General features: G+C 70.7%; 16 protein-coding genes. 3 read left to right on the top strand and 13 right to left on the bottom strand.

Going from position 1 to position 19459, the window contains the following annotated elements:
• Positions 1 to 360: 360 nt before the first annotated feature.
• Both glpK and MUY14_RS32165 read right to left on the bottom strand, forming a co-directional pair.
• Positions 361 to 1875 (bottom strand): glycerol kinase GlpK, encoded by a 1515-nt coding sequence (gene glpK / locus MUY14_RS32170; RefSeq protein ID WP_247014705.1) that lies wholly within the window; start codon positions 1873 to 1875, stop codon positions 361 to 363.
• A gap of 31 nt (positions 1876 to 1906) precedes the next feature.
• The gene (locus MUY14_RS32165; protein ID WP_247014703.1) at positions 1907 to 2656 is read right to left on the bottom strand and encodes an MIP/aquaporin family protein; all 750 of its coding nucleotides are present in this window, start codon (positions 2654 to 2656) and stop codon (positions 1907 to 1909) included.
• 235 nt (positions 2657 to 2891) lie between these two features.
• Here MUY14_RS32165 and MUY14_RS32160 point away from each other — a divergent pair, with 235 nt between their 5' ends.
• Positions 2892 to 4625, top strand: coding sequence for a glycerol-3-phosphate dehydrogenase/oxidase (locus MUY14_RS32160; protein ID WP_247014701.1), 1734 nt, complete (start codon positions 2892 to 2894; stop codon positions 4623 to 4625).
• Positions 4626 to 4859: 234 nt separating this feature from the next.
• On the opposite strand, the gene MUY14_RS32155 is transcribed toward MUY14_RS32160, so the two are convergent.
• From MUY14_RS32155 to MUY14_RS32125, 7 genes are all read right to left on the bottom strand, one after another.
• Entirely contained in the window at positions 4860 to 5390 is a 531-nt protein-coding gene (locus MUY14_RS32155; RefSeq protein ID WP_247014699.1) for a GNAT family N-acetyltransferase, read from the bottom strand.
• Positions 5391 to 5449: 59 nt separating this feature from the next.
• Positions 5450 to 6442, bottom strand: a complete 993-nt coding sequence (locus MUY14_RS32150) for a hypothetical protein (protein ID WP_247014697.1) — start codon at positions 6440 to 6442, stop codon at positions 5450 to 5452.
• A 111-nt stretch (positions 6443 to 6553) separates the two neighbouring features.
• Complete coding sequence (locus MUY14_RS32145) at positions 6554 to 7573, bottom strand: hypothetical protein (RefSeq protein ID WP_247014695.1); 1020 nt, start codon at positions 7571 to 7573, stop codon at positions 6554 to 6556.
• A gap of 72 nt (positions 7574 to 7645) precedes the next feature.
• Entirely contained in the window at positions 7646 to 8032 is a 387-nt protein-coding gene (locus tag MUY14_RS32140; RefSeq protein WP_247014693.1) for a DUF1707 domain-containing protein, read from the bottom strand.
• 7 nt (positions 8033 to 8039) lie between these two features.
• Positions 8040 to 8573 (bottom strand): DUF1707 domain-containing protein, encoded by a 534-nt coding sequence (locus MUY14_RS32135; protein ID WP_247014690.1) that lies wholly within the window; start codon positions 8571 to 8573, stop codon positions 8040 to 8042.
• A 58-nt stretch (positions 8574 to 8631) separates the two neighbouring features.
• A complete protein-coding gene (locus tag MUY14_RS32130) occupies positions 8632 to 10425 on the bottom strand; it encodes an acetyl/propionyl/methylcrotonyl-CoA carboxylase subunit alpha (protein WP_247014687.1) in 1794 nt (597 codons plus the stop codon).
• A gap of 106 nt (positions 10426 to 10531) precedes the next feature.
• Positions 10532 to 10807, bottom strand: coding sequence for an SAV_915 family protein (locus tag MUY14_RS32125; protein WP_086673790.1), 276 nt, complete (start codon positions 10805 to 10807; stop codon positions 10532 to 10534).
• 129 nt (positions 10808 to 10936) lie between these two features.
• On the opposite strand from MUY14_RS32125, the gene MUY14_RS32120 reads away from it, so the two are divergent.
• The gene (locus tag MUY14_RS32120; protein WP_247014685.1) at positions 10937 to 11671 is read left to right on the top strand and encodes a hypothetical protein; all 735 of its coding nucleotides are present in this window, start codon (positions 10937 to 10939) and stop codon (positions 11669 to 11671) included.
• 81 nt (positions 11672 to 11752) lie between these two features.
• Here MUY14_RS32120 and MUY14_RS32115 read toward each other — a convergent pair whose 3' ends face one another.
• From MUY14_RS32115 to MUY14_RS32100, 4 genes are all read right to left on the bottom strand, one after another.
• Positions 11753 to 13105: a dicarboxylate/amino acid:cation symporter gene (locus MUY14_RS32115; RefSeq protein ID WP_247014683.1), complete on the bottom strand. Its 1353-nt coding sequence runs from the start codon at positions 13103 to 13105 to the stop codon at positions 11753 to 11755.
• A 100-nt stretch (positions 13106 to 13205) separates the two neighbouring features.
• Positions 13206 to 13835, bottom strand: coding sequence for a nucleoside triphosphate pyrophosphatase (locus tag MUY14_RS32110; RefSeq protein ID WP_247014680.1), 630 nt, complete (start codon positions 13833 to 13835; stop codon positions 13206 to 13208).
• 286 nt (positions 13836 to 14121) lie between these two features.
• Positions 14122 to 15735 carry a DHA2 family efflux MFS transporter permease subunit gene (locus MUY14_RS32105; protein WP_247014678.1) on the bottom strand — a complete coding sequence of 538 codons (1614 nt, stop codon included), beginning with the start codon at positions 15733 to 15735 and terminating at the stop codon, positions 14122 to 14124.
• Positions 15716 to 16342: a PadR family transcriptional regulator gene (locus MUY14_RS32100; protein ID WP_247014676.1), complete on the bottom strand. Its 627-nt coding sequence runs from the start codon at positions 16340 to 16342 to the stop codon at positions 15716 to 15718. Before MUY14_RS32100 ends, MUY14_RS32105 begins: the two co-directional genes overlap by 20 nt.
• 162 nt (positions 16343 to 16504) lie before the next feature.
• Between MUY14_RS32100 and MUY14_RS32095 the strand changes: the two genes are divergently transcribed.
• The gene (locus MUY14_RS32095) at positions 16505 to 19444 is read left to right on the top strand and encodes an NACHT domain-containing NTPase (protein WP_247014674.1); all 2940 of its coding nucleotides are present in this window, start codon (positions 16505 to 16507) and stop codon (positions 19442 to 19444) included.
• Positions 19445 to 19459: the final 15 nt, after the last annotated feature.

The raw sequence follows: 19459 nt of genomic DNA, 5'->3' as shown, positions 1-19459 counted from the left end.
CTCAGGTGGTTGCGGCGGCCGGCTCGGCTGCGGCCGGTCGGCGAGGCCGCTTGGCGCGCAGTTGCGCCTCAGGTGGTTGCGGCGGTCGTGCTGCGGCTGCGGCCGGTTGGCAAGCCGGCTCGGCCCGCGGCTGTGCCGAGGCGGCTGGGCTGGGTAGCTGGCTGCGGGCGCCTGCGGTTGGGCGCGGATGCGGGCGGCCTGCTTCGCCGCGGGACTCCGGAGCTGGGTGCGCGCGGCTGTGCAACTCGGCTGCGGGCAGCTCTGCTCCGCGCGCCCGGCGGGCGACAGCCGAGCCACCCCCGCCGGGCCGTGGCACCAGCAGGCCGGAGGCGCCCGGCGGCGCCCCCGGCCCAGCGGGAGTCAGTCCTCGTCGGACACCCAGTCGAAGGTCTTCGTCACCGCCTTCTTCCAGTTGCGGTACTCGCGGTCGCGGCGGGCGTCGTCCATCGCCGGGTCCCACTGCTTGTCCTGGGCCCAGTTGGTGCGGATGTCGTCTTCGGACTTCCAGAACCCCACCGCCAGCCCGGCGGCGTACGCGGCGCCCAGTGCGGTCGTCTCGTTGACCACCGGGCGGATCACCGGGACGCCGAGGATGTCGGCCTGGAACTGCATGAGCAGCTCGTTGACGACCATGCCGCCGTCCACCTTGAGCGACTTCAGGGGCACGCCCGAGTCGGCGTTCATCGCGTCGATGACCTCGCGGGACTGGAAGGCCGTCGCCTCCAGGACCGCGCGGGCCAGGTGGCCCTTGTTGACGAAGCGGGTGAGGCCGACGATCGCGCCGCGGGCGTCCGAACGCCAGTACGGGGCGAACAGGCCCGAGAACGCCGGGACGAAGTACGCGCCGCCGTTGTCCTCGACGCTGCGGGCGTGCTCTTCGATCTCGGCCGCTGTCGAGAGCATGCCGAGGTTGTCGCGCAGCCACTGCACCAGCGACCCGGTCACCGCGATGGAGCCTTCCAGCGCGTAGATCGTGTCGTTCGAGCCGATCTTGTAGCAGACCGTGGTGAGCAGCCCGTTCTGCGACATCACCTTTTCGGTGCCGGTGTTGAGCAGCATGAAGTTGCCGGTGCCGTAGGTGTTCTTGGCTTCACCGGGCGAAAGGCAGGCCTGGCCGAACGTCGCGGCCTGCTGGTCGCCCAGGATGCCCGCGATCGGGACGCCCGCGAGCGCGCCCTTCTCGCGGACCTTGCCGTACTCCTCGGACGAGGAACGGATCTCCGGCAGCATCGAAAGGGGGATGCCCATCTCGCCGGCGATCTCGGGGTCCCACTGCAGGGTGTCGAGGTCCATCAGCATGGTGCGCGAAGCGTTCGTCGGGTCGGTGACGTGCACGCCGCCGTCCGCGCCGCCGGTCATGTTCCACAGCACCCAGGTGTCCATGTTGCCGAAGATCAGGTCACCGGCTTCGGCCTTCTCGCGCGCGCCGTCGACGTTGTCGAGGATCCACTTGATCTTCGGCCCCGAGAAGTACGTCGCGAGCGGGAGGCCGACCTTGGCGCGGTAGCGCTCCTGGCCGCCGCCGAGGTTGCCGAGCTCGGTGACGATCCGGTCGGTGCGGGTGTCCTGCCAGACGATCGCGTTGTACACCGGCTTGCCGGTCGTCTTGTCCCAGACCAGCGCGGTCTCGCGCTGGTTGGTGATGCCGACGGCGACGATGTCCTTCGCGGTCAGGTCGGCCTTGGCCAGCGCGCCCGCGGCGACCCGGCGGGTGTTCTCCCAGATTTCCTCGGCGTTGTGCTCGACCCAGCCGGCCTTCGGGAAGATCTGCTCGTGCTCGCGCTGGTCCACCGACACGACGCGGCCTTCGTGGTTGAAGATCATGCACCGGGTCGACGTCGTGCCCTGGTCGATCGCGGCTACGTACGAAGTCATGTGTGCTCCAGGAATTCGTTTGGGTGGGCGATCAGGTCAGGTTGTGCACGCCGAGGTAGAGCAGCGCGGCCAGCGCACCACCGACCAGCGGGCCGACGACCGGGATCCAGGAGTAGCCCCAGTTGGCGTTGGCCTTGTTCTTGATCGGGAGCAGGAACGCGTACGCGATGCGCGGGCCGAGGTCGCGGGCCGGGTTGATGGCGTAGCCCGTCGGCCCGCCGAGCGAGGTGCCGATCACGAGGACGACGAACGAGACGCCCGCGTAGCCGAGCGCGGAGTTGCCGAAGTTCGGCGTGCCGCCGTCGCCTGCGGCGAAGACCGGGCTGAGCAGGATCCACGCGACCAGCACGAAGGTGCCGATGATCTCGGTGACGAGGTTCCACGCCGTGTTCGGGATCTGCGGTGCGGTGGAGAAGATGCCGAGCGTGTTTTCGGGCTCGGGGTGGTCGTCGAACTGCAGCTTGTAGGCGGCCCAGCAGAGCACGGCGCCGACGATCGCGCCGACCATCTGGCCGAGGAAGTAGAGCGGGACGTCGGCCCACGGGGTCTTGCCCGAGATGGCCAGGCCCAGCGTCACCGCCGGGTTGAGGTGCGCCCCGCTGGGCGCGGCGATGCTGGCGCCGGTGAAGACGGCGAACGCCCAGCCGAAGTTGATGAAGAGGAACCCTGCGTTGTGACCGTTGTTCTTACGGAGGACGTGGTTCGCGACCACACCGTTGCCGAGCAGGATCAGCGCGGCCGTTCCCAGTAGTTCCCAGACGATTATTGCCCCAGCACTCACCGCTGCACCTCCACACTGGACACTCTGCGCAGGGTCGATCACGGCGTGCCACGGCACCGTTGCCGACCCACGTCGAGGGGACGTTACCGGGGCGTGGAAGCGGATTCCAAGCACCGGCCAGCGCAATCTTTTCAAGATCGTGGCGGGTTACGCCACACGTGTCGTCCGTGGACAGGCGGATGATCACCGGGTCGTGCGATGCTGGAAGCCTCGCCGGCACGAGGAGGAATGTCACGTGGCGCAGCACGCAGCGGAGACCAACCCGGCTCGACTGGGCCCGGTCAAGCGGGAAGAGACGTGGCAGCGCCTCGGCAAGGAGACGTTCGACCTCGTCGTGATCGGCGGCGGTGTCGTCGGCGCGGGCACGGCGCTGGACGCCGCCACGCGCGGGCTCCGGGTCGCGCTGGTCGAAGCGCGGGACCTCGCATCCGGGACGTCGAGCCGCTCGAGCAAGCTCTTCCACGGTGGCCTGCGCTACCTGGAACAGCTCGAGTTCGGCCTGGTCCGGGAAGCGCTGCGCGAGCGTGAGCTGATGCTGACGACGATCGCGCCCCACCTGGTGAAACCGGTCAGCTTCCTCTACCCGCTGACCCACCGCGTGTGGGAGCGCCCGTACACCGCGGCCGGCCTGCTGATGTACGACACGATGGGCGGCGCGCGCAGCGTCCCCGGCCAGAAGCACCTGACCCGCGCGGGTGCGCTGCGGATGGTGCCCGCGCTCAAACGATCCGCCCTGATCGGGGGAATCCGCTACTACGACGCCCAATCGGACGACGCCCGTCACACCATGACGGTGGCCAGGACGGCAGCGCACTACGGCGCGGTCGTGCGGACGTCGACGCAGGTCGTCGGGTTCCTGCGCGAGGCGGACCGGGTGTCCGGCGTGCGCGTGCGCGACGTCGAAGACGGCCGCGAAACCGAGATTTCGGCGGCCGCGGTGATCAACTGCACCGGCGTCTGGACCGACGAGCTGCAGCGCCTTTCCGGCGGTCGCGGGCGGTTCCGCGTGCGCGCCAGCAAGGGCGTGCACATCGTCGTCCCGCGTGACCGGATCGTGTCGGAGTCGGGGATGATCCTGCGCACCGAGAAGTCGGTGCTGTTCGTGATCCCGTGGCGCAACCACTGGATCGTCGGCACCACGGACACCGACTGGAACCTCGACCTCGCCCACCCGGCGGCGACGAAGCACGACATCGACTACCTCCTCGAGCACGTCAACAGCGTGCTGGCGACGCCGTTGACGCACGACGACATCGAAGGCGTCTACGCGGGCCTGCGCCCGTTGCTGGCGGGGGAGAGCGAAGAGACGTCGAAGCTTTCGCGCGAGCACGCGGTGGCGCGGGTGGCGCCGGGCCTGGTGGCGATCGCGGGCGGCAAGTACACGACGTACCGGGTGATGGCGGCGGACGCGGTCGACGCGGCCGCGGTGGACCTGCCGGGCCGCTCGCAGCCGTCGATCACGGACAAGGTTCCCCTGCTGGGCGCGGACGGCTACCACGCGCTGGTCAACCAGGCCGACCACGTGGCCGCCGAGCACGGCCTGCACCCCTACCGCGTGCGGCACCTGCTCGACCGCTACGGCTCGCTGGTCAACGAGGTGCTGGCCGCGGCGAACGGGCGCCCGGAGCTGCTGAAGCCGATCGAGCACGCGCCGGACTACCTGGGCGTCGAGGTCGTGTACGCGGCTTCGCACGAAGGGGCGCTGCACCTGGAAGACGTCCTGGCCCGCCGCACGCGCATCTCGATCGAATACGCCCACCGCGGGGTCGACTGCGCGGAGCAGGTGGCGTCACTGGTCGGCGAGGTCCTCGGCTGGTCGCCCGAAGCCGTGCAGCGCGAGATCGAGGTCTACACCGCGCGGGTCGAGGCGGAGCGGGAGTCGCAGTCCCAGCCGAGCGACGAAGCGGCGGACGCCCTGCGGTCGGCGGCCCCGGAAGCGCGGGCGGGCATCGTGGAGCCGGTGAGCTGAGCCGCGTGGGGCCCGTGCGAGCAGTCCGCTGCCCGCACGGGCCGCACGGCGGCCTGCGGTCCCCGTCGCCACCCGGGGAGCGAATCCGCCGATCAGCGGGATTTCCTGGACCCGGCTCGGGAGCGAGCCGGGCTTCCCCGCAGAGAAATCCGTGAACGGCGCTGCTCGGTGTGGCGTTTTGGAGACCTTTCGAGGGTCCCACGCACGGAACCGATGTACAAGCCAGGCAGGCGGTCAGGCGGTCCGGTGCCAGCGGATCAGGCGTTCGCCGGTCGGCGCGCGCTCGTCCTCCGGGCCCAGCGGCGTGAACCCGCACCGCTCGGCGACGACCGCCGAAGCCGCGTTGCTCTCCTCGTACCGGTAGCTCACCTCGGTCAGGCCCAGCCCGCCGAACCCGAACCGCAGGGCCGCGCTCAACGCCGTCGTGGCGATCCCCTTGCCCCGCTCCGCCGGGTGGACCCAGACGGTCGCCTCCGCGTACGCCGCGTCCAGGTTCAGCTCGCGCAGGCCCACCTCGCCGAGCAGGCGCCCGGACGTCGGCTCGGCGATCGCCCACGAACACCGCTCGTCGCCCGCCCACTGGGCCGCGCGCAGCGCCACGTACTCGGTGGCTTCGGCCAGGGTGCGCAGGCGGTAGTTCAGCACGTACTTGCGGTGCGTCGGGTCGGCGAACGCCTCCATCAGCAGCGCGCGGTCGTCCAGGTGCCGGTCGGCGCGCAGCTGGCGCAGGTAGTAGGTGCCCGCGTTGATCTCCACCGGTTCCACTCCGCCCAGCCTAGCCAGGCCGGGAGCAGGCCGCTCCCGGCCCAGCGATCAGGGCCCGGTCAGGGGGTCAGGTGCCAGACCACCGGCACCCCGCCGTCGCTCACCGAGCCGTTCGTCGCGAAGCCCGCCAAGGACCCGTCGTCCGCGGCGAGGCTCGCCTGGAACACCGGGTACGTGCCCGGGCGCTTGACTTCGCCGGGGACCGTCCCTCGCCACGCGGTCGCGGTGCCGTCGGCCAGCAGCCCCGTAGTCAAGCCCACCTGGTTGAGGCCGACCGCCGACGCGCCGCCCTCCAGGCCGACCGTCGCGTCCGGCGTCGACCACCGGGCCGCCTGCTCGACGCCGCCCCAGGACCGCTTGCCGACGACGACCCCGTTGCGGATCGCCAGTGCCTCCGCCCACGCCGCCGGGCTCGGGGACAGCTGCCGGATCACGCCGTTCTTCCACAGCGCCGACGTCGCTCCCGAGTCGAAGAGGACCGTGCCGTCGTCGTCGAGGTCGCGGGCGTAGTAGGTGTCGTTGCCCGACGGGATGATCGTCGGTGCGGAGCCATCCGCCGGCCACAGGACCGTCGCCGCGTACGGGCCGGTGCGGTTGGCCCTGGCGAGGACGTCGCCGCGGGTGTTGACCGCGACCGCGTACAGGTTCTCCCAGGTCGGTGGGTTCTCCTTCACGTGGAACCCGGTCGCGTCCAGGACGAACACGCGGTTCGCCTTCGTCTCGTAGTCGTAGGCGGTGCCCACCACGACCCCGGACGCGTTTTCGTCCACCGCGTCCGCGCGCTCGTACCCGCCCGGCAGCCCGCGCACCACCGGCTGCCCGCCCCGCCAGCTCACCACCTGCTGGACGCCGTTCACCGCGAACGTGCCGGTGTACTCGCCCTTCCCGTTCGACCCGGTCAGGAACCCGCTGCCGCCGCCGGCCGGCAGCGGCAGCACGGTGGGCCGCCACGGGATGCGGATCCCCAGTGCGCCGGCGGGCTGCGCCAGCGTCACCGCCGCGATTACGGCGACGGCGGGCGCGAGCGCGCGCACCCAGGACTTGCTGCTCATCGAATCTCCGTTCCCCCCGACCTGCACCGGATACATCGGTGCAGGTCGGGAGGCCGTTGCCCGGCAAACGGAGCAATCTTGATCAAGAACCGGAGGAAACTCCCGAACCGGTCACGGGGCCAGGCGCCAGACCACCGGCACGCCGTACGAGTCCCCCGGGCTGTTCGCCCCGAAGCCCGCCAGGGAGCCGTCGTCCGCGGCGACCTTCGCCTCGAACGTCGAGTAGCCGCTGGGCGCGCGGACCTCGCCCGGTGTGGTCGTGCGCCACGCGATCGCGTTGCCGACGATGACCGGCCCCGACGGGTTCGGCACCAGCCCGGCCGTCAGGCCCGCCTTGTTGACGCTCAGCGCGCGCCCACCGCCCGGCAGCGCGGCCCACGGGCTCGTCGCGGAGGACCAGCGCACCGCCTGCTCGACGCCGCCCCGGATCGCCGTCCCGACCACGACGCCGCCCCGGATCGCGTAGCCCCAGGCCTGCAGGGACGGCTCCGGCGAGAGGTACCGGAGAACGCCGTCCTTCCACAGCGCAGAGCGGTTGCCCGCGTCGAACAGGATCGTGCCGTCCTCGTCGATGTCGCGCGCGTAGTACGTGTCGGGCGTCTTCGGGATGAGCACCGGCGCGCTGCCGTCCGCGCGCCACAGCACCGCGGCCTCGGCGCCGCCGCTGCCGAACTGCGTGGCCCGGCCGAGCAGGTCGCCGCGGGCGTTGATCGCGACGCCGTAGACGTAGTCGTAGCCCGCCGGGACGTCCCGGATGTGGAACCCGGTCGCGTCCAGTGTGTACGCGCGGCTGATGAAGGTGTCGTAGTCGTGCGCCGTGCCGGCCACCACGCCGGCGGCGTTCTCGTCCGCGGCGAGCGCCGCCTCGTACCCGCTCGGCACGCCCCGCACCACCGGCTGCCCGTTCCGCCAGCTGACGACCGTCTGCACGCCGTTCACGTCGAACGTGCCGGTGTATTCGCCCTTGCCGTCCGATCCGGTCAGGACGCCGGTGCCACCGCCGGACGGCAGCGGCAGGATCGTCGGCCGCCACGCGATGCGGATCGCGGCGTCCGCGGGCTGTGCCAGCACCGCCACGGAAAGCGCGGCCACGACGGGCGCCACGACCCGCCCCCAGAACTTGCGTTTCATCGTCTCTCCCTTGTCCCCGACCTGCACCTGCTCCACGTCCGGGGCGGGGATTCGGTTGCCGGGAACGGAAGATCAGCGCGGGCGGCGGACCCGTGCGAGCGCCGCCACCACGAGCGGCAGCGCGACCGAGATGATCAGCAGCCTGCCGCGCGAAAGGATCAGCACCGCGATCGCCAGCACGATCGCGATCGGCACCGCGCTGCGCGTCAGGAACTGCGACAGCGCGGTTTCCCCGGCCGGTGCCGCCACCGGTGCGGAAGCGCCGTTCAGCAACGCGCTCGGGCGCGGCGACGGCAGGTCGTCGAACAGCGGGACGAGCTCGCTTACCCGCTTGGCCGCGGTGACCTTCGCGGTGCGGGAGCCGTACTCGTCGATGTCGAGGCGGCCGCTGCGGACGTGCTCTTCGAGGACGTCGAGGGCGTCCTGGCGTTCGGCGTCGCTCAAGCGCATGTCGCTCACGGCGGGCTCAGCGGTCCAGGCCGCGCCGGTGCTCGCGGAACGAGTCGCGCAGCTCGCGCCGGCGCTCCCGGTCGCGCAAGTGCCGGTCGTGGCGGTTCTGGTCGTGGTTCCAGTCGTGGCCCCACATCGACTTGCCGAACACGGTCAGCCCGATCGGGACGAAGATGATCGGCCAGGCCAGCGTGCCCGTGGCGATCAGGGCGATCGCGGCGATGAAGGCCAGCGGCACGATCGCGGCGACGAACCGCTGCGGCGGCGACCAGTTGTCGGGTGTGCCCGGCTGCGCCGGCACGGGTGCGGCGGCCGGCTCCGGCGCCGCGATGGCCTGCTGGACCTCTTCGTACTGGGGGTGCGGCGCGGGCAGGTCCGCGAAGACCTCACCGAGCTCGCCGCGCGTCTTGGCCGCGGTGATCCGCGCCGAGCGCTCGCCGTACTCGTCGATGTCGATCCGCCCCGCGCTCAGGTGCTCACCGAGCGCGGACAGCGCGGACTCGCGGTTCTGGTCGCTGATCCGCAGCTGCGGAGACGGGACTTCGGTCACGTGGTCGATGGTAGGCCGCCTCGGGGGCGGCCCACCACGACATCCGTAACGAACCGCGCTACTTGAGCTCGAGCAGCTGTGTGCCCTGCGTCACGGCGGCGCCGACCTCGACCGAAAGCCCGGTCACGGTGCCCGCCTTGTGCGCGGTGACCGGGTTCTCCATCTTCATCGCCTCGAGGACGACGATCAGCTCACCGGCTTCGACCGTCTGGCCCTCTTCGACGGCGACCTTGACGATGGTGCCCTGCATCGGCGCCGTGACGGCGTCGCCGCTGACCGCGGCCTTGGTGCCGCCGGCCCGCTTGCGCGGCTTCGCCTTGACGGCCGCGCCGCCACCACCGCCGCCTTCGAGCGCGAACCCGCCCGGCAGCGAGACCTCCAGGCGCCGCCCGCCGACCTCGACCACGACGTTCTGCCGCGGCTCTTCTTCGGCGGTCTCGAGGTCCGGCGCCACGAACGGCTCGATCTTGTTGTCGAACTCCGTCTCGATCCAGCGGGTGTGCACGCTGAAGCCGTTCTCGTCGCCGATGAACGCGGGGTCGTCGACGATCACGCGGTCGAACGGCAGCACCGTCGCCATGCCCTCGACGACCATCTCGGCCAGCGCGCGGCGGCTGCGTTCGAGGGCGTTGTTCCGGTCCGACCCGGTGACGATCAGCTTCGCCAGCATCGAGTCGAACTGGCCGCCGATGACGCTGCCGGACTCGACGCCGGAGTCGACGCGCACGCCCGGCCCGCTCGGCGCGACGAACTTCGTCACCGTGCCCGGCGCGGGCAGGAAGCCGCGCCCGGCGTCTTCGCCGTTGATGCGGAACTCGATGGAGTGCCCGCGCGGCTCGGGGTCTTCGGTGATCCGCAGCTTCTCGCCGCGCGCGATGCGGAACATCTCGCGGACCAGGTCCAGCCCGGTCGTCTCTTCCGACACCGGGTGCTCGACCTGCAGGCGCGTGTTGACCTCGAGGAAGGAGATCGTGCCGTCGGTCGCGACGAGGTACTCGACCGTGCCGGCGCCGTAGTACCCGGCTTCCTTGCAGATCGCCTTGGCCGAGGAGTGGATGCGGGCGCGCTGGTCGTCGCTCAGGAACGGCGCGGGCGCCTCCTCGACGAGCTTCTGGTGGCGGCGCTGCAGCGAGCAGTCGCGGGTGCCGACGACGATCGCGTTGCCGTGCATGTCGGCCAGCACCTGCGCCTCGACGTGGCGCGGCTTGTCCAGGTAGCGCTCGACGAAGCACTCGCCGCGGCCGAACGCGGCGACCGCCTCGCGGGTGGCCGACTCGAACAGCTCGGGGATCTCTTCGCGGGTGCGCGCGACCTTGAGGCCGCGGCCGCCGCCGCCGAACGCGGCCTTGATGGCCACCGGCAGGCCGTGCTCGTCGGCGAACGCGACGATCTCGGCGGCGTCCTGCACCGGCTCCTTGGTGCCCGGCACGAGGGGCGCGCCCGCGCGCATCGCGATGTGCCGCGCGGTGACCTTGTCGCCGAGGTCGCGGATGGCCTGCGGGCCCGGCCCGATCCAGGTCAGCCCGGCGTCGAGGACGGCCTGGGCGAAGTCCGCGTTTTCGGAGAGGAAGCCGTAGCCCGGGTGCACCGAGTCGGCGCCGGAGCGCTTGGCGGCGTCCAGGAGTTTTTCGATGTTGAGGTAGCTCTCGGCGGCCGTGGTCCCGCCGAGCGCGAAGGCTTCGTCCGCGAGACGGACGTGCGGTGCGTCCCGGTCCGGATCGGCGTACACCGCGACGCTGGCCAGACCGGCGTCCTTGGCCGCTCTGATCACGCGTACCGCGATCTCGCCCCGGTTGGCGACCAGGATCTTGGTCACCGGACCACCGGTGGATTCGCCGACCTGCTCGGCCACCCCGCACCTCCTGCGTCCCGACAGCTGCATTGCTGACCGCCCACGCGGTACGGGGGAGTCTACGGATATGACGTCGCGAGTCAGTCGAGTGAGAGGTGAACCACGCTCACACGTGGTGACGCAGCTCCTGGGGCAGCGGCGAGTCGAGCACGATGACGTCGTACGGGTTCGCGGCGTGGACCTTGGGCAGGTGTTCGGTGTTCACCAGCACCCACGGCTGGTGCTCGCCGCAGCAGTCGATCAGCCGGTCGAGCGCGGTGAAGGCGACGAGCGCGGTGCGGCCGTCCGGCGTCCGGCGCAGCTCGATCGACGCGCCTTCGGTTTCGGCGCTGGCCGGGCCGGTCGGCAGGTACAGGGCGGGAGGCAGGTTCGGGTTGGTCACGGGGACAACATAGACGGACACGCTGCGCGAGCCGCGCCCTCACCGATCGGGTGCACGCCCGGGGGATTTCAGCCACATCGGCCCGGGCGTCGCCCACACACCGTCGCGAACCGGCTTACGCTCTGTCTTATGCGGACTACGGCAGCGCGGACGCCCCGGTCGGCGCTGCTCACGGCGGTGCTGGCCGCGGTGGTGACGCTGGGCGCGATCGGCGCCGTGTTCGCGCTGCGCCCGCGTCCCGAAGCGCCCGCCGGCGCGGCCGAACCCGCGGCGGCGCCGGTGGCACCCGCGGTGACCTGCGGCGGCGGCCCCTGCCGCCAGCTCGCGGCGGTCACGGTCGGGGGTACGCCGGTGGTGCTGCTGACCGACACCTCGGGCGGGTCGGCGCGGCTGCGCGTCGGCCCCGAGCCGGGCACGGTGTTCGAGCTGGCGATCGCGCAGCTGGGCGTGCGGCTGGACCAGGACTCGCTGCGCTGCGTCGACGGCTCGGCCCCGGCGTGCCTGGTCCGCGGCGACGTCGGCGACGACAGCGACGACGGCACGGCCGCGTACGGCGAGCTGCTGGTCGGCAGCGGGGGAGTGTGGCGCGACCCGGGCAAGCCGTACTACGCGGACGCCGGGACGCTGTCGCTCTACGACGTCACGGCCGACGGCCGCGCGGACGTGATCGTGGTCCGCCACGACTGCCCGGGCGCGGCGTCCGGCACCCCGAAGTGCGAGGCGTCGCCGGTGCTGGGCGAGGTGTACGACCTGACGGGCAAGCCGGTCGGCTGCACCCGCCGCTACACCGCGCCTTCGGACCTGCGCGGCTGGCCCGACATCCGCCTCACCCGCGCCGACCTCCGCCCCTGCCCCACGTCCTGACCCCGAAGCCCCGCACTTTCACGTGAAAGTGATGTGGAGGGCGGACCTCCGGAACACTTTCACGTGAAAGTGCGCTTCTGTTCAGGCGGGGGCGGGCTCGGTGTGGCGGGCCTCGGTGCCGTCGTCGCTGTGCAGCGGGGTGTCGGTCGGGGCGTTGAGGACGTCGTCGTCGAGGAGACCCTCGCCGCGTGCCACGACCACCGGGACCGCGATCTGGCCGGCCACGTTCGTGGCGGTCCGCATCATGTCCATGATCGGGTTGACCGAGTAGATCAGCGCCAGGCCGAGCGCCACCTGCTTGGCGTCGAGGCCGATGAACGACGTCGTCAGCGTGAACGCCGTCAGCCAGCCGGTGGTGCCGGCCGTCGCCAGCGCGCCGACCACGGCGACCACCACGATGCCGACGTACTGCCAGAAGTTCAGCGACACCCCGGCCAGGTTGGCGACGAAGATCGCCGCGATCGCCGGGAAGACCGCCGCGCAGCCGTCCATCTTGGTCGCGCTGCCGAGCGGGGTCGCGAAGGCCGCGTACGCCGGCTGGACGCCGAGGTTGACCGCGGACTGGCGGGTCAGCGGCAGCGTCGCGGCCGAGGACTGCGACGCGAACGCGAACTGGATCGCCGTGCCCGCCTTGGCGAAGAACTTCAGCGGGCTGACCTTGGCCACGAACTGCAGCAGGATCGGGTAGACGACGAAGAGCACCAGGAGGCAGCCGACGTACACCGCGAGCGTGGTGGAGAACAGCGGCCGGAACAGCGCGTCGCCGTAGTTCGAGACGGCCGCGCCGATCAGGCCGATGATGCCGATCGGGGCCAGCCGGACGATCCAGCCGAGGTAGCGCTGGATGATCTCGAAGACGCTCGTCGTGAAGTCCACGAACGGCTTGGCCTTGTCACCCAGGCTGTACGCGGCCGCGCCGATGACCAGCGCGAGGAAGAGCACCTGCAGCGTCTCGCCGTCGGCAAACGCTTTCACGAAGTTCTCCGGCAGCAGGCCGTTCACGAAGGCGCTCCACGAGCCCCAGTGGTCGACGCTGGCCGCGGCCTTGCCGGCGTTCTTGGCGGTCGCTTCGACGCCGCCGAGCCCGCCCGCGCCGGGGTTGAAGATCTTGCCGACGGCGATGCCGATCAGGGACGCGATGAACGACGTGATCGCGAACCACAGCACCGTCTTGCCGCCGAGGCGCGCGGCGGTGCGGCCGCCGCCGAGCCCGCGGAGGCTGTTGATGCCGACCACGATCGCCGTGAAGACCAGCGGGATCACCGCGATCTGCAGCAGCGTGGTGAAGATGGTGCCGATCTGGTCGAGGAGATCGGTCAGCCAGCCGGCCTCGGTCTGCCGCGCGACGACGCCGAGGGCGGCGCCGACGACGAGCGAGCCGAGGACCGCGGCCGCGAACACCCGCGGTTTGGTGTATGTCCGTACGAAAGACACGGGGCGACTCCGGTGCTCGAAAATTTCTCGTTTTGCCTCGTGAAGAGAACGTCAGGCAAGGGAGCACTCTTCCGGATCACCCGTTCGTGTGGCGCCTTTCTCAGGATGCGGGACGTTCCCAGAGATCCACGACACCTACGCCGACCTCGGCCAGCAGCCGGCGCGTCAGCGGCAGGCTGATCCCGATCACGCTCGTGTGGCCGCCGTCGAGCCCTTCGACGAACCAGCCGCCCCGGCCGTCGATCGTGAAGCCGCCCGCCACGTGCAGCGGCTCGCCGCTGGCGACGTAGGCGTCGATCTCGTGCGTGCTCGGCGTGCCGAACCGGACGGTGGTCGACTCCCAGCCCGCGGTCTCCTTCGAGCGGGCCCCGCCGTCGAGCCGGACGACCGCGTGGCCGGTGAGGAGTTCACCGGATGTCCCGGCCATCGCGGCCCAGCGCTGCCGCGCGATGTCCGGATCGGCCGGTTTGCCGACCATCTGCCCGCCGATGTTCAGCATCGAATCGCAGGCGACGACGACGGCGTCCGGGTGGACCGCGGCGACCTTGTCGATGACGGCTTCGGCCTTGGCCGCGGCGAGCGCGGCGACGAGTTCGGACGGCGAGGGATCGGTCAGCGCGGCGGCGACGGCGTCCTCGTCGACGCCGGAGACGAACACGGCCGGATCGAGGCCCGCGGAGCGCAGGAGGGCGAGGCGGGCGGGGGACTGGGAGGCGAGGACGAACTGCACCCGGCGAAGGTACCCGGCCGCCGGTCGTGACCGGATTGTGACCGGCACCACTTCCTGGGCGAGTTATTTTGTTGTTGCTCGCAACATATGGATCGGTGCGGGAGGTGCCATGACCGTGCGCGTGACGGAATCGACGCCGGTACCGAGGTCGCCGTGGTGGACGAGACGCCGCGCGCCGCGCCGGGCCGGCTCGGCCCGGCGCCGAAGCTGATCCCGGGCCGGAGACCACCGCTCCCGCGGTCCGTGCGAGCCCCCGGCACCCGACACCGGGGGCTCGCACGGTTTTTCAGGCCGCGGCGGCTTCGGGCGCCGGCGCCGGGGCTTCCCAGCGCGGCTTGACCTTCCGCAGCAGCAGGGCCGCGAGGATCCCCAGCAGCAGCACGCCCATCGGCAGCAGCATCGTCACGCGGGCCGCGTCCGTGAGTCCACTGTGGACAGCTTCGGACGCCAGCTTCCCCGCCTGCGCGGCGAGCTCCGCGGGCACCCCCGGCATCGGCGACGGCCCGCCGGCCGAGCCGAACTCACCCGTGCCGGCCGCGGCGTGCGCGATTCCCTCCGTGAACGGCGCCCGGTACTGCTCCGGCAGCTGCGAAGCCGCCTTCGCCGCTTCGTCCGCGATGGACGCGCTGATCCGCGCCTGCAGCAGCACGCCGATCGCCGCACTGCCCAGCACGCCGCCGACCTGACGGGCGGTGTTGAAGATGCCGGACGCGGTCCCGGCCAGCCGCGGCTCGACCGACCCCATCGTCATGTTGCTCATCGGGGAGAAGATGCAGCCGATGCCGAGCCCGCACACCAGCAGCGCCGGGACGAACGCCCACGGGCTGCTCGTCGGCGTCGCCTGCAGCGCGATGATCCCCAGCCCGGCCGCGAGCGCGGCGAGGCCGAACACCACCAGGTACTTGCCGTTCACCTTGTCCGACGCGCGCCCGACGAACGGCGCCACGATCCCGGACAGCAGCGACATCGGCGCCGTCAGCAGGCCGCCCATGGTCGGGGTCAGGCCGAGCACCGACTGGATGTAGATGACCAGCGGCAGGAACATGCCGGTCATCGCGAAGCCGACCGTGGTCGCGGTGAGCGTCCCCGCGGAGAAGTTCCGGTTCGAGAACACCTGCAGCGGCAGCAGCGGCTCGCGCTTGTTGTACCGCTGCCACGTCAGGAACGCGACCAGCAGCAGCACGCCGGCGCCGATGATCTCGAAGACGGTGATGCCGCCGAAGACCGTGCCCCAGTCGTACTGCTGGCCGTTCTGGACGCCGAACACGATGCAGAGCAGCGCCGCGCTCGAGAGGAAGATCCCCAGCAGGTCGAACGAGTGCGAGTGCTTCGGCTGCCAGTCCGGGACCAGCAGCAGCGTCAGCACGATGGCGATCACGCCGATCGGCACGTTGACGAAGAAGATCCATTCCCAGCCGAGGTGGTCGACCAGCACGCCGCCGAGCAGCGGGCCCGCGATCGTCGCCAGGCCGGCGACACCGCCCCACATGCCCATCGCCGGGCCGCGCTTGGCCGGCGGGAACAGGTGCGTGATGAACGCCAGCGTCTGCGGCGTCATCAGCGCGGCCCCGAGCCCCTGCACGGCCCGCGCGGCGATCAGCATCTCGACGTTGCCGGACAGGCCGCACCACAGCGACGCGCCGGTGAACACGACGAGCCCGGCGAGGAACACCCGCTTCGGCCCGAAGCGGTCACCGAGCCGGCTGGTGAACAGCATCGGCACGGCGTAGGTGAGCAGGTAGACGCTGATCACCCAGACGACCGAGTTCAATCCGGCGTTCAGCTTGTTCAGCATGGTCGGGATCGCGATCGACACGATGGTCGTGTCGAGCAGGATCATGAAGAAACCGAGGCACAGCGCGCCGAGCGCGGCCCACGGGTTAGCTTGTCTGGCGTTCATCGTCGTCTTCCCTGGTGATGAGCGTGAGCTTGGGTTGTTCGCAGTCCTGGAACGGGATCCGCCCGGCCTTGAGGTCGTCGAGGAGCCGCTCGGTCCACTCGAGCTCGAACTTCCGGTGGTCGCACTGGTAGCGCCAGTCGAGCCAGTAGATCGGCGGCGTCTCGTCGTCGGCCAGCCGCTGCAGCACGGCCTGGTCGGCGGCCACCGCGGCGCGCAGCCGCGTGACCCGGTGTTCGAGCTCGATCAACGAGGTTTCGCGCCCCAGTTCGTCGATCACGGCGAGCCCGGAAAGGAAAGCGGGGAACTCGGCCACGAGGTCGCCGAGCAGCTCGCGACCGCGCTGGTTGAACTCGTCGAGCCCTTCTTGGGTCATGCCGTAGACGGTCCGTTCGGGCCGCCTGCCGTCACGCTGCGTGTCGACGACCTCGATGAATCCGTCGCGCTTCAGGCGTTCCACGGTGTGGTAGAGCGACCCGGCTTTGACGTTGACCCGCGTGTTGACGTACCGCTCACGCATGAGCTGAGCCATCTCGTACGGGTGCATCGGCCGCTCGTGCAGCAGCTCCAGCACGGCGATGCCGAGCGGCGTCAACTTGGCCGAGGCCATGGGTGGTCCCTCCGGGTCGGTTATTCCACGTGGACTATACGACGTGGGGTAGTCGCCGGTCCACGGCTATTCCTGTGACGGTCCGTACACAGCGTGGAAGCTCACGATCTCGTCAATCGCTTTCGTGTAACACCGCGTGGCCTCCGGTCGACTCCGTGTTCTGTGACGGTCGGTGGAGTCGATCTTTCCCGGTACCTGCTGCCCTTCGGCTTCGTCGTACTCGTCGTCGCGGTCGTGGTGGTGTGGGCGTCGAAGCAGTTCTTCGGCGAGTACTTCAAAAAGTCGGGTGCGAAGGCGTTCGACCGGTCGACAGCGCTGTTGTCCCGGAAAACGAAGCTGCGGAAGCGGTTGATCCGCCGCTACGCCGAAGTCGTGTCGCGGGACTATTCGCGTCACGCTCTCGGGTTCGTGACCGACCGAGTGATCGACATCGACAGCGTCTACGTCCCCCTCCAGTACGAGCGGGAGGGCGGCCGGGAGGACCTCTACGAGAAGATCCGCGAGCAACCCCAGTCGGTCGTCATCGGTCCCGCCGGCGCAGGCAAGTCGCTGCTGCTGAAGAACTCGATGCTGATGTGGGTGCGCCGGGTCCGGGCGGGCGCGACGGAGCGGATGCCCGTCTTGATCGAGCTGCACCGGTGCAACGACGGCTCGGCGTCGCTGGTCGACCTCGTGGTGTCCGAACTGGCTCGGGCGTACCCCGCCCGGTCCCGCCACCGGGACGCGGTCAAGGAGGTGGCGGAGCAGGCGTTGCGGGACGGCCGGCTGACCCTGCTGCTCGACGGCCTCGACGAAGTCGGCCGCGCCCAGCAGCACCGCGTGTTCGGCATGCTGCGCGACTTCGCGCGGGACTACCCGGAGTGTCAAGTGATCGTGACCTGCCGGGACGTCGTGTACCAGGGCCAGCCCCTCGGACCGCGGTTCACCCACGTCGTCCGGGTGGCGGAGTTCGACGACGCGGCGATCATCCGGTTCCTGGGTAAGTGGGAGGGGCTCGCCGGGACTTCGGCGGCGGCCGAGGTGTTCGCGAGCTTGCAGAAGAACCCCGCGCTGATGCGTCTCGCGCGCAGCCCGCTGCTGCTGACGATGATCGCGTACCTGCAGACCGAGGTCTTCGCCAAAACCGGCCGCCGGCTGCCGACTTCGCGCCCGGCGTTCTACCAGGAAGCGATCACCCACCTGTTGCGTCGGGATACCGACCTCGGCCGGGCCGACTCGCTTACGGTGTACGAAGTCGGCGAGAAGCTGGCGGTGCTGCAGCGCGTCGCCCTGGTCACGATGGAAAGCACGACCGAGGTCGACGACCGCCTGACCGTCACGAAGAAGCTACTGGACACGACGACCCGGGAGCTGCTGCCCGATCTCAACCTCGACCAGGCGCACATCAAGCCCCTACTCGACGAGATCGTCGACCGCAGCCAGCTGCTGGTGTCGCTCACCAAGAATCGGACCGACTTCGTCTTCCGTCACCTCACGCTGCAGGAGTACCTGGCGGCGACCGAGCTGGCCGACGACTCGGACGGCCTGCTGCGGCGGTATCTCGCGGACCCGCTGGCGTGGCGGGAGACGGTGAAGCTTTGGTGCGGTGCGAGCAACCAGGACAGCACCAAGGTGATCCACCGGATCTTCGGCTCACCCGAGACGCACCACAAGATCCTCGCCCTGGAGTGCCTGGCCGAGGTGAAACGCGTCGACAGCGCGTTCGCGCGGCAGGTCGTCGACCACTTCCTGGGCCGCCTGGGCAAGCCGGATCTGGACCGGCCGGCGATCGTCGCCGCGGTCGGCACCGTGGCGGCCGACGGCCGGCCGCGGGGGCAGGAGGTCCTGCGGCGGCTGATCACCATCGTCAACACCGGTGGGGACGCCAAGGCTGACGCAATGCTGGCGCTGTCGGCATCCGGGCGGGTCGAGGCCGCCGAAGCCCTGGCGACCTGGAACGGCGCCGACGAGGATCGCAGGGCGGCGTTGCGCGGCATGGGCGAGCTGGCTTTGCCGGTCCTCATCGCCCGCGCCGCCGACGGATACCTGTGGGCGGTCGACGACCTGGCCACCGTGGGCACTCCCGCCGCGGCGGCCGCCCTCGCCCAGCTCATCTGGGACCACTCCCCGGTCGCCCTCCGGGCCGCGTGGTGGCTCGCCGCGCTACTCAGCGACCCCAACGTGGAGGAGGAACTGAAGCGGCAACCGGTCCCGAAGGACGGTCTCGAAATCGATCGGTGGTTCTGGCAGCCGTTCAGCGAGTCGCCGGACGGTCCCCTGACCCTCATCGCCGATCGGATCGGCTGGTGGCTCGACCGTTCGAGCCTCGCCGACCTTCCCGAGGGCGTCGCCGTCATCGACTCCCGCTTGGGTATCCCGCTCGCCTTGCGGGCAATCGACCGGCTGTGGTCCGAGCGGGCAATGATTCGTTACTTGCTGCGCACCCGGCTGGACCTCGAGCAGTACTTCCGGGAAGCCGCCAAACGGCCGGAACCGAGTGCGGCCGACGAGAGCAGGATCGATTCCCTCGCCACCCGGGCCGGACTGCGGGTGTACGAGCGCCGGTTGGTGGAGCTGCTGAGGTGGCCGGTGCGTGCGGTGATCTACGGCTACGTCATCCCGGGGCGGAAGGAAACGCCGATCCGCGCCCAAGATTGGCCAACAGTGCGGAAACCGCGTCGGAGCACGCAGGCTCTGTTGGTCACGTCGGTTGTCGGGGTGGGGTTGGCCGTTGGTGGCCCGCTGCTGGCGGGGGTGGTCCGCTCGATCTTGGTGCTGACCGGTTCCTGGCCGTTGGGGCCGACCTGGGTGAGCTGGGTCCTTCAACTCTTCATCCCCATGGTGCTCATCGGCTTCGTGTTCTCCGAACACGATTTCGTGGCCGGGGCACTGGGGCTGGCGGCCGGCGCGATCGCTGTGCCCCTGCTGGTCTTCGGCACCATCACCCTCGGCTTGTGGCTGACCTGGTACACCGTGGCCGCGTTCGTGCCGGCCGGGCTCGTGGCGGTGGTCTGCGCCATGTGGGCAAGCCGTCTCGAGCGGATCAACGACAACCCCTTCCGGCGGTGCCTGGAGGCTGATGCCGTGCGGCTCGAAGACCGGACCTCCGTGATCGCCAGTTAGTTCGCACCACGAACT

Source organism: Amycolatopsis sp. FBCC-B4732 (assembly GCF_023008405.1).
GTDB lineage: Bacteria > Actinomycetota > Actinomycetes > Mycobacteriales > Pseudonocardiaceae > Amycolatopsis > Amycolatopsis pretoriensis_A.
Note: the sequence above shows the minus strand (reverse complement) of the source record. Positions and strands in the feature narration are given on the sequence as shown.